Source organism: Psychrobacter sp. (assembly GCF_018260395.1).
Taxonomy (GTDB): Bacteria; Pseudomonadota; Gammaproteobacteria; order Pseudomonadales; family Moraxellaceae; genus Psychrobacter.
In genome coordinates, this window is the sequence record NZ_JAGLBC010000001.1 from 61,603 (window position 1) to 70,705 (window position 9,103).

The 9,103-nt window shown below is 40.2% G+C and carries 7 protein-coding genes; 4 read left to right on the plus strand and 3 right to left on the minus strand.

Annotation, left to right across the window (positions count from 1 at the left end; translation table 11 throughout):
* Positions 1–132 precede the first annotated feature (132 nt).
* Positions 133–2,352: an NADP-dependent isocitrate dehydrogenase gene (locus tag QZ265_RS00280; RefSeq protein ID WP_296402222.1), complete on the minus strand. Its 2,220-nt coding sequence runs from the start codon at positions 2,350–2,352 to the stop codon at positions 133–135.
* Between the two features lie 809 nt (positions 2,353–3,161).
* On the opposite strand from QZ265_RS00280, the gene QZ265_RS00285 reads away from it, so the two are divergent.
* From QZ265_RS00285 to QZ265_RS00300, 4 genes are all read left to right on the plus strand, one after another.
* Positions 3,162–4,472, plus strand: a complete 1,311-nt coding sequence (locus QZ265_RS00285) for a GNAT family N-acetyltransferase (RefSeq protein WP_296402225.1) — start codon at positions 3,162–3,164, stop codon at positions 4,470–4,472.
* A gap of 27 nt (positions 4,473–4,499) precedes the next feature.
* Positions 4,500–5,000: a chorismate lyase gene (locus QZ265_RS00290; protein ID WP_366513642.1), complete on the plus strand. Its 501-nt coding sequence runs from the start codon at positions 4,500–4,502 to the stop codon at positions 4,998–5,000.
* A 238-nt stretch (positions 5,001–5,238) separates the two neighbouring features.
* Complete coding sequence (glyA, locus tag QZ265_RS00295; RefSeq protein WP_296402230.1) at positions 5,239–6,495, plus strand: serine hydroxymethyltransferase; 1,257 nt, start codon at positions 5,239–5,241, stop codon at positions 6,493–6,495.
* 341 nt (positions 6,496–6,836) lie between these two features.
* Complete coding sequence (locus QZ265_RS00300) at positions 6,837–7,094, plus strand: hypothetical protein (protein WP_296402231.1); 258 nt, start codon at positions 6,837–6,839, stop codon at positions 7,092–7,094.
* On the opposite strand, the gene QZ265_RS00305 is transcribed toward QZ265_RS00300, so the two are convergent.
* Together QZ265_RS00305 and QZ265_RS00310 are read right to left on the minus strand one after the other, a co-directional pair.
* The gene (locus tag QZ265_RS00305; RefSeq protein ID WP_296402233.1) at positions 7,091–7,417 is read right to left on the minus strand and encodes a DUF779 domain-containing protein; all 327 of its coding nucleotides are present in this window, start codon (positions 7,415–7,417) and stop codon (positions 7,091–7,093) included. The two genes, QZ265_RS00300 and QZ265_RS00305, sit on opposite strands and share 4 nt — an antisense overlap.
* Before the next feature lie 21 nt (positions 7,418–7,438).
* Positions 7,439–8,965 (minus strand): aldehyde dehydrogenase family protein, encoded by a 1,527-nt coding sequence (locus tag QZ265_RS00310; protein WP_296402234.1) that lies wholly within the window; start codon positions 8,963–8,965, stop codon positions 7,439–7,441.
* Positions 8,966–9,103: the final 138 nt, after the last annotated feature.

Here is a 9,103-nt window from a genome sequence, read left to right on the forward strand (position 1 = left end):
AAATACCCCAAGGAATTATCCATGGGGTATGATCGGATCGATATAAATTATAGACATATCTAACAGTGTTTTAGTAGAACATAGCTTAATTGTTTGTTATAAGCCTAGCTTAAATAATAGCTAACTGCTAACTTAGATAGAATCAATAACTTCATTAAAAGTATGACTTGGACGCATAACGCTCTTAGCCACTTCTTCATCGGCAAAAAAGTAACCTTTGATATCTACAGGCTTACCTTGAACTTCGTTCATCTCTTTAAGGATAGTCTCTTCTTTACTAGCTAAAGATTGAGCAACAGGAGCAAACTGTGCTTTCAACTCGCTGTCAATGTCTTGATTCGCTAGCTCTTGAGCCCAGTACATAGCTAGATAGAAGTGGCTACCACGGTTGTCTAACTCACCAGTAGAGCGTGAAGGAGACTTGTCATTGAGGAGTAACGTCTCGATCGCTTTATCAAGGGTGTCTGCCAATACTTTTGCTTTAGCATTGTCTTGCGTAGAAGCTAAATGTTCTAATGAAACTGTCAGGGCTAAGAATTCTCCCAGTGAATCCCAGCGCAAGTGGTTTTCTTCTAATAGCTGCTGTACATGTTTTGGTGCTGACCCGCCAGCGCCTGTCTCGAATAAACCGCCACCTTTCATCAATGGCACCACAGACAGCATCTTAGCACTAGTACCCAACTCTAAGATTGGGAATAAGTCGGTCAAATAATCACGTAGGATATTACCAGTCGCAGAAATAGTATCTAAACCACGCCATACACGCTCTAAAGTATAACGCATAGCACGTACTTGTGACATAATATAAATACGTAAACCTTCTGTGTCATAGTCTTTCAAATAAGTTTGTACTTTTTTGATAAGTTCGTTTTCATGTGGACGGTAAGGATCCAGCCAGAACACAACTGGCGTATCTGATTCACGGGCACGGCGAACAGCAAGTTTAACCCAGTCTTGTATCGGCTCATCTTTGACCTGACACATACGCCAGATATCACCTTTCTCAATAGCTTGTTCCATCAATACTTCATTTGTTTCAATGTCTACGATACGTGCAATACCCGAATCACTAGATTCAAAGGTCTTATCATGTGACCCATATTCTTCAGCTTTTTGAGCCATTAGACCTACGTTGGGTACAGTACCCATAGTAGTGGGGTCAAAATTACCATGCCATTTGCAAAAGTTGATCATTTCTTGATAGATACGCGCAAAAGTTGACTCTGGCATAACAGCTTTACAGTCATACATTTTGCCATCTGCACCCCACATCTTACCGCCATTACGAATCATAGCTGGCATTGACGCATCAACAATAACATCACTTGGTGAGTGGAAGTTTGTAATACCTTTAGAAGAATCTACCATGGCTAGACGAGGACGATGCTCTTGACATGCATGTAAATCATGCTCAATTTCTTCACGTTTTGAAGCAGGCAATGTCTTAATTTTTTCGTACAAGTCAGCCATACCATTATTGACGTTAATACCCAACTCATCAAAAAGCTCACCATGTTTTTCAAAGGCTTCTTTATAGTAGATACGAACAGCGTGACCAAATACGATTGGGTGAGACACCTTCATCATAGTCGCTTTAACGTGTAATGAGAATAAGATACCCGCATCGCGGCAATCTTCCATTTCACGCTCGTAGAACTCAAGCAATGCTTTTTTGCTCATAAACATTAGATCGATGACTTCTTTGTCTTTTAGTGCAATCTCAGGCTTTAGAACTTTGGTAGTGCCATCGCTTAATAATAGCTCCATACGTACTGTACGGGCCTTATCTAGGGTCATCGACTGCTCGCCACTATAAAAATCACCATAATGCATGTGAGAGACGTGAGTCATTGACCATTGTTTCCATTCACCCATTGAATGCGGATGCTTACGCGCATAGTTCTTAACAGCTTTTGGGGCACGGCGGTCTGAGTTGCCTTCACGCAATATAGGGTTAACCGCACTACCAAGAGCCTTACCATAACGCTTACGTAGCTCTAGCTCTTCATCAGTTTGTGGGTCTTCAGGATAGTCAGGTAGGGCATAGCCTTTGTTTTGTAACTCTTTAATAGCTGCTTTTAGTTGCTGTACAGAAGCACTAATATTGGGTAGTTTGATGATATTGGTATTTGGATCTTGAGTCAGACGACCTAAAGTAGCTAAGTTATCCGGAACTCGTTGTTCTTCAGTTAAATAATCAGGGAATTCGGCCAGTATGCGAGCCGCTAAAGAAATATCGCTAGTCTCAACAGATATGTCTGATGTCTTAGTGAAAGCTTCAACGATAGGCAAGAAAGAAAGGGTAGCTAACGCTGGGGCTTCGTCGGTTTTTGTATAAATAATTTTTGACATTATAGTAGTAGGTTCCTTTAGTTTGAAGTTAATAAAAAATTTATCTATATTTGTAATAATCAACTAAAAAATGCTCATAATTGCTAAGAGCTTATAAGCATTGAGAAAGACCAAAATTGATATGATTTTTATGAGACTTGGCCTAACCCAATTAACGTATTTAGAGCAATAAATTTAAAATAATCATAGTTGAACAAATGTAGCAAGGTCAGAGCGCTATAGCCGACTGACCATAAATTAAACGTTGTCAATGCTTTATAATGAACTAAGTATACAATTTTTAAGCGAACATATGTATACGAATTAAATCAAGCGAATAAACACCTATTTTACCAGTCCTATGTTGCGATATCATCATTAACATAAGTGTTTATTCAATAAATAAAAATTCAAAACAATAATTATCTAACCAGGCTAAATCTTTTCTTATATTAAATTCTTGCGAAACTAAAAAATGGGTTAAAGTTTACAATTAAAACCTGTCATCGAACCCAATTTTAAAACCTATCAATTCATTAAAAGCTATAAATTTATGAAAAGCTATAAAAGTCTATTAAGGTCAAAATAGCTGAGCTTATCATCGTCTAATTCAATGCCTGATTTGATATCTTTTTCTTATATCTGTTTTTTGATATCTATTTTTTGATATATATTTGGATGATGCGTTAGCTATTATAAACCTCATTTTTTATCGAAATATTAATTTGTGCAATAAACCGTTGCAGATATATTGTATGTTGTAAAAATAATATAAGCAGGATGTTGATAATTTGATACTCTAAACACATAGCCACTGATTAGATTTAAATATGATGACAAACTATACAGCAACCAGTAATAGTCCTTCAGCGATATATAGTTATAGCATAACCCAAGATATTCAATGGCAGAATCAAGCCAAGTGGCAATCCCCTGACACCCCATTTATGTCTTTTGAATATTGGCAAGCGTTAATAGATAGTGGGGCCATCGGTGGTGAATCAGGTTGGATACCTCTATATGTCATTATCTATGATAAAGATTCTTCTAACAAAACACAGTCTGAAAACGAGCTAGATAATCAATCGCCAATAGCAGTGATGCCCCTGTTCATTAAAGATCATCATCAAGGTGAATATGTGTTTGATCATGCTTGGGCGGATGCTTATGCTCGATATGGAGAGAATTATTACCCAAGATTAGTGACAAGTGTGCCTTATACGCCTGTCACGGGAGAGCGTTTCTGGCTTGCTAAAGGTTATGAGCTCACTGGCGAGATATGGCAGGTGGCCATTAAGGCGGTTGATGAAATTTCAAAACAAATTGGCGCATCAAGTTGGCATGGTTTATTTATTAATGAGCAGCAGGTTCAAACGTTTAATACCTTACCAAATCCAATATTTGATCATCAATTGCTTGAGCGTCAAGGTTGTCAGTTTTTGTGGCAGAATAAAAACCTGACCAATCTTGATGCTACTAATAGTCCACAACCCTTTACCGATTTCGATGATTTTTTAAGCACACTTACTGCCAAGAAGCGTAAAAACATTCGAGCTGAGCGCAAAAAGATAACCAAACAAAATCTAAGTTGCCAAATTAAAACAGGTAAAGACATTACTGCAGACGATTGGACAGTATTTTACCAATGTTATGCCATGACCTATGCAGTTCGTGGTCGTCACCCTTATTTAGCACCAGAGTTTTTTGAGCAGATTGCCAATACCATGTCTGATCAGCTTATGTTGGCTCAAGCAATCGATGAGCATGAGCAAATTGTGGCTAGTAGCTTGTTTTTTTATGATGATCCAACCTCCTTTAACTCCACTTTATATGGTCGTTATTGGGGGTCATTAGAGGAATATGATAGCTTACATTTTGAGCTTTGCTATTATCAAGGCATCGAGTTTGCTATCCAACAAGGACTACAGTATTTTGACCCAGGTACTCAAGGTGAGCATAAACTAATTAGAGGCTTTGTGCCGCATAAGACGCACTCGCTACATCGGATTTATGATGCCCGTTTTGAACCTGCTATAGCAAACTTTTGTCAACAAGACCGCGAATATATGCAGCAGTATCGTCAGCAGGCTCATGAGGCACTACCTTTTAATATTGAAAATATGCCTCCCTTTAATGGATAAGTTCACAGTCAGGCTATAGGACAAATGATGTCGGTATTAGATAAGACACTATCAAAAAAGACGTTGCCAAATGAACCACTAAAATGGCTGACTGCAGATGGATCGTTAACGGCTTTATTAGAAATTAAGGCGGGGCGACCTCTTAGAGTAGAGCCTGCTTTTGAGGGCTACCGGATGCTCACCTTATTACAAAAAAAACAATTAGGTTATCAAGGCAGACAACTCAATAGACCAGTAATGGCATGGGTAAGAGAGTCTTTATTATATGGTAATAGTGACCAGCCTTGGATAGCTGCTAGAAGTATATTCCCTTTAATAAGCCTAAAAGGGGAGGCAAAACGCCTTCAATATTTAGGGTGCACGCCTATTGGCTATGTGCTATTTAAAAGACAAAGCCGTTTGCCTTATTGCCGAGTTATAGATTTGACCCATATAGGGTGGCGCCGGAGTACTATTTATACATGGTATAAGCGAGAATTAATAATTAGTGAGACTTTTTTAACAGGTTTTTTTAAGGACGATTTATAATATAAATCATTGGGTTTATGGCTGTCTTACGATGTATATAAAGACTAGTAATAGCCTGCAAAGTGTAGAGTAAGTGGCTATTTTTTAGGTTAAGTCGATAAGGTTTCATGTTACACTTATTGCCTAATGTGCAAAGTTGCCCCCTGTTGACTATTTCCTAAATAGGTCATACATCGATTGGCGGGTTAAGCGCTTGATTTTTTGTTCGTTATATATGACTTATTAATAGGATAGAACTATGTTTAAAGATATTAGCATTAAAGACTATGATCCAGATCTATACCAAGCCATGGTATCAGAAACCAAGCGTCAAGAAAGCCATATCGAGCTTATTGCTTCGGAGAACTATTGCTCACAAGCGGTAATGGAAGCACAAGGGTCTGACTTAACCAATAAATATGCTGAAGGTTATCCTGGCAAACGTTATTATGGCGGTTGTGAGTATGTTGATATTGTTGAGCAATTAGCGATAGATCGTGCTAAAGAACTATTTGGCGCAGCATACGCTAACGTACAACCACATGCTGGGAGCCAAGCTAACTCAGCAGTTTTCTTAGCGTTGTTAGAGGCTGGTGACACAGTCTTAGGCATGAGCTTAGATGCAGGCGGGCATTTAACCCACGGCGCACACGTTAACTTCTCAGGCATTAACTATAACGCTGTACAGTATGGTTTAGTTGAAGAAACAGGTCTGATTGATTATGAAGAAGTTGAGCGTTTGGCAAAAGAGCACAAACCAAAAATGATTATTGCCGGTTTTTCAGCATATTCACAAGTGGTTGATTGGCAGCGCTTCCGTGATATAGCAGATAGTATAGATGCATATTTCTTTGTTGATATGGCACATGTTGCAGGGCTAGTGGCAGCAGGCGTCTATCCAAGTCCAGTACCATTTGCAGACGTTGTTACCACGACTACTCACAAAACTCTTCGTGGCCCACGTTCAGGTCTGATTTTATCGCGTGATGAGAAATTGGCTAAAAAACTAAACTCAGCGGTATTCCCAGGCAACCAAGGTGGCCCATTGATGCACGCCATTGCCGCAAAAGCAGTTTGTTTTAAAGAAGCCTTGCAAGATGATTTCAAAACGTACCAGCAGCAAGTGGTTAAAAACGCCAAGGCAATGGCTAAAGTTATCCAAGATCGTGGTTATGAAATAATCTCTGGCGGTACTGAAAATCACCTTATGCTTATCAGCCTAGTTAAACAAGAAATGACGGGTAAAGAGGCAGATAAATGGTTGGGCGATGCGGGTATTACAGTCAATAAAAATGCGGTACCAAATGATCCAAAATCCCCATTCGTCACTTCTGGTATCCGTATTGGTACACCCGCTATTACTACTCGAGGATTTAACGAAGCGCAGTCTGGCGAATTGGCAGGTTGGATTTGTGATGTATTAGACAGTCGTGGCGATGAGAAGGTATTAACAGACATTCGCGCTAAAGTTGAAAAAATATGTGCTCAATTACCTGTTTATGAAAGCAATCAGTAATTAGTTTTTTAATTTCTTATACGCTTTAAATAATAAACCACTTAGTTTCTGACTAAGTGGTTTTTTTGTTGTCAGTAATCCACTTATGGGCAGTATTTCTTATAGGCAGTCTTTTTAGTATAAGTTATTAAATATTGCAAATATAATATATTAAAGCGATTAGCCCCTCAAATAAAATATCTTATGTCTCTACAAAAATACATGCCCTATACCACGTCGATTTTGAAAAGCTAGGCTATATTGAAACGTGGGCGACGAATAATGGTCATAGTGTGACCACCACACGTTTATATGAAGATGACAAGTTGCCCGATTAACAAAGCTTTGAATGGCTGATTATTATGGGCGGGCCAATGGGAGTGTATGACGAGGCTCAATACCCTTGGCTGGTTGCTGAAAAGCAATTTATTAAGCAAAGTATTGCAGCAGTAAAAACTGTAATAGGCGTATGTTTAGGTGCACAGCTTATAGCCGAATGTTTAGGCGCAAAGGTTGCCCCCTCTGGAGTCAGAGAAATTGGATGGATGCCTATTGAGTTGACTAAAAAGGATAAAAAGCATCCTTTATTACAAGACCTACCAAAACAAGCCCTAAATTAAATTTGACACAGCTCGGAGCGAACGATAAAGCGTTTGCCTTCTGGTATCTCAAGTGAAAAGCTTGAACCCCGTCCGTCAACCACATCGATAGTTAAATCTGTGTGTTGCCAAAGAGAATGCTGCGCTTTACCAATATAAAACGGATAGCCAGCAAGGCTGCCAATGAGTACATCCTGTCCGCCCACTTTAAATTCACCCAAGGGGTAGCACATCGGGGAGCTGCCATCACAGCATCCACCCGATAGATGAAACATCAGGTCGCCATGTTTCGATGTCAATAGGGCAATGAGCGCTTCAGTTGCCGGCGTGGCTGTGACTTGCATATCCAGATGCCTTTGAAATACTTAAAAGAAGCCCATAGCTTTGGGGCTGTAGGACACCAATAGGTTCTTCGTTTGTTGATAATGACTGAGCATCATTAAATGGCTTTCACGGCCAATGCCTGACTGCTTATAGCCCCCAAACGCTGCATGGGCAGGGTAGAGGTGATAGCAGTTGGTCCAAACTCGACCGGCTTTAATGCCGCGTCCGAAGCGATACGCTTTATGTATATTTCGAGTCCATACACCAGCACCCAAGCCATATAAGGTGTCATTTGCAATACTCATCGCTTCCTCATCATTTTCAAAGGTCGTCACTGATAACACCGGACCAAAAATCTCTTCTTGGAAGATACGCATGTCATTAGTGCCTTTAAACATGGTAGGCTGCACATAATAGCCACCACCTAACTCGTCCTCACGTTTGATTTTTTCGCCGCCAACTAAGACTTCTGCGCCTTCTTTTTTGCCAATATCAAGATAAGATAATATCTTTTCTAACTGATCTGAGCTGGCTTGAGCCCCTACCATAGTGTCGGTATCTAGTGGATTGCCTAGCTTAATGGCTTTGACCCGCTCAATACAGCGCTCGATAAATCTATCATAGATGCTCTCATGGATGATCGCGCGAGAAGGGCAGGTACATACCTCTCCTTGGTTTAACGCGAACATCACCAAACCTTCTATCGCCTTGTCCAAAAAGTCATCATCCTCATCCATTACATCTGCAAAGAAAATGTTAGGACTCTTACCCCCAAGCTCAAGAGTGACAGGAATGATATTTTCACTCGCATATTGCATGATTAAGCGGCCCGTGGTGGTTTCACCAGTGAATGCGACTTTATTTACACGAGGATTGGTTGCCAATGGTTTACCCGCCTCAGCCCCAAACCCATTAACAATATTAAGCACACCTTTGGGCAGCATATCCATAATACCTGTCACTTCTAGTAAGTATAAAATGGAAGTTGGCGTTTGTTCAGCAGGCTTAAGGATGATGCAGTTACCTGCCGCTAATGCAGGAGCAATCTTCCAAAATGCCATTAGAATAGGGAAGTTCCAAGGAATAATCTGCCCGACAACACCCAGAGGCTCATGGAAATGATAGGCCACTGTGTCATCATCAAGTTGGCTCAAGCTACCTTCTTGAGCACGGATAGCACTGGCAAAATAGCGGAGATGATCGACTGCTAAAGGAATATCAGCGGCAAGCGTTTCGCGCACCGGCTTACCATTTTCATAGCATTCAGCTATCGCAATATTTTCTAAATTAGCTTCAATGGCGTCTGCCATTTTATTTAGAAGTTGCGCGCGTTGCGCAACGCTGGTTTTACCCCATGCGTCTTTTGCAGCATGGGCAGCATCAAGAGCTTTTTCGATATCTTCTGCGGTAGAGCGAGCGACTTTGCTGATAATCTTGCCATCTATTGGGCTAGGATTATCAAAATACTCACCCTTAACAGGGGGCGTCCATTCACCACCGATGAAGTTATCATATTTGTCCCGAAATTTGACAGGACTGTCCGCTGTATTTGGAAAACTGTATAACATGTCACACTCCTTGTTACATGGTTTACCCTTTTCTAAAAAAAACTATCTTTATTAGACTAGCTGCACCTACTAGGTGAAGCATTAGTATGCACTTTGAATGATAGATGAATTTCTAGATTGGGTAGTATGTTTAAATTA

What these genes read in the sequence shown, in the direction of transcription:
- QZ265_RS00280 (WP_296402222.1), bottom strand. Translation starts at nt 2,352, where the DNA reads ATGTCAAAAATTATTTATACAAAAACCGACGAAGCCCCAGCGTTAGCT.
- QZ265_RS00285 (WP_296402225.1), top strand. Translation starts at nt 3,162, where the DNA reads ATGATGACAAACTATACAGCAACCAGTAATAGTCCTTCAGCGATATAT.
- QZ265_RS00290 (WP_366513642.1), top strand. Translation starts at nt 4,500, where the DNA reads ATGTCGGTATTAGATAAGACACTATCAAAAAAGACGTTGCCAAATGAA.
- glyA (WP_296402230.1), top strand. Translation starts at nt 5,239, where the DNA reads ATGTTTAAAGATATTAGCATTAAAGACTATGATCCAGATCTATACCAA.
- QZ265_RS00300 (WP_296402231.1), top strand. Translation starts at nt 6,837, where the DNA reads ATGGGCGGGCCAATGGGAGTGTATGACGAGGCTCAATACCCTTGGCTG.
- QZ265_RS00305 (WP_296402233.1), bottom strand. Translation starts at nt 7,417, where the DNA reads ATGCAAGTCACAGCCACGCCGGCAACTGAAGCGCTCATTGCCCTATTG.
- QZ265_RS00310 (WP_296402234.1), bottom strand. Translation starts at nt 8,965, where the DNA reads ATGTTATACAGTTTTCCAAATACAGCGGACAGTCCTGTCAAATTTCGG.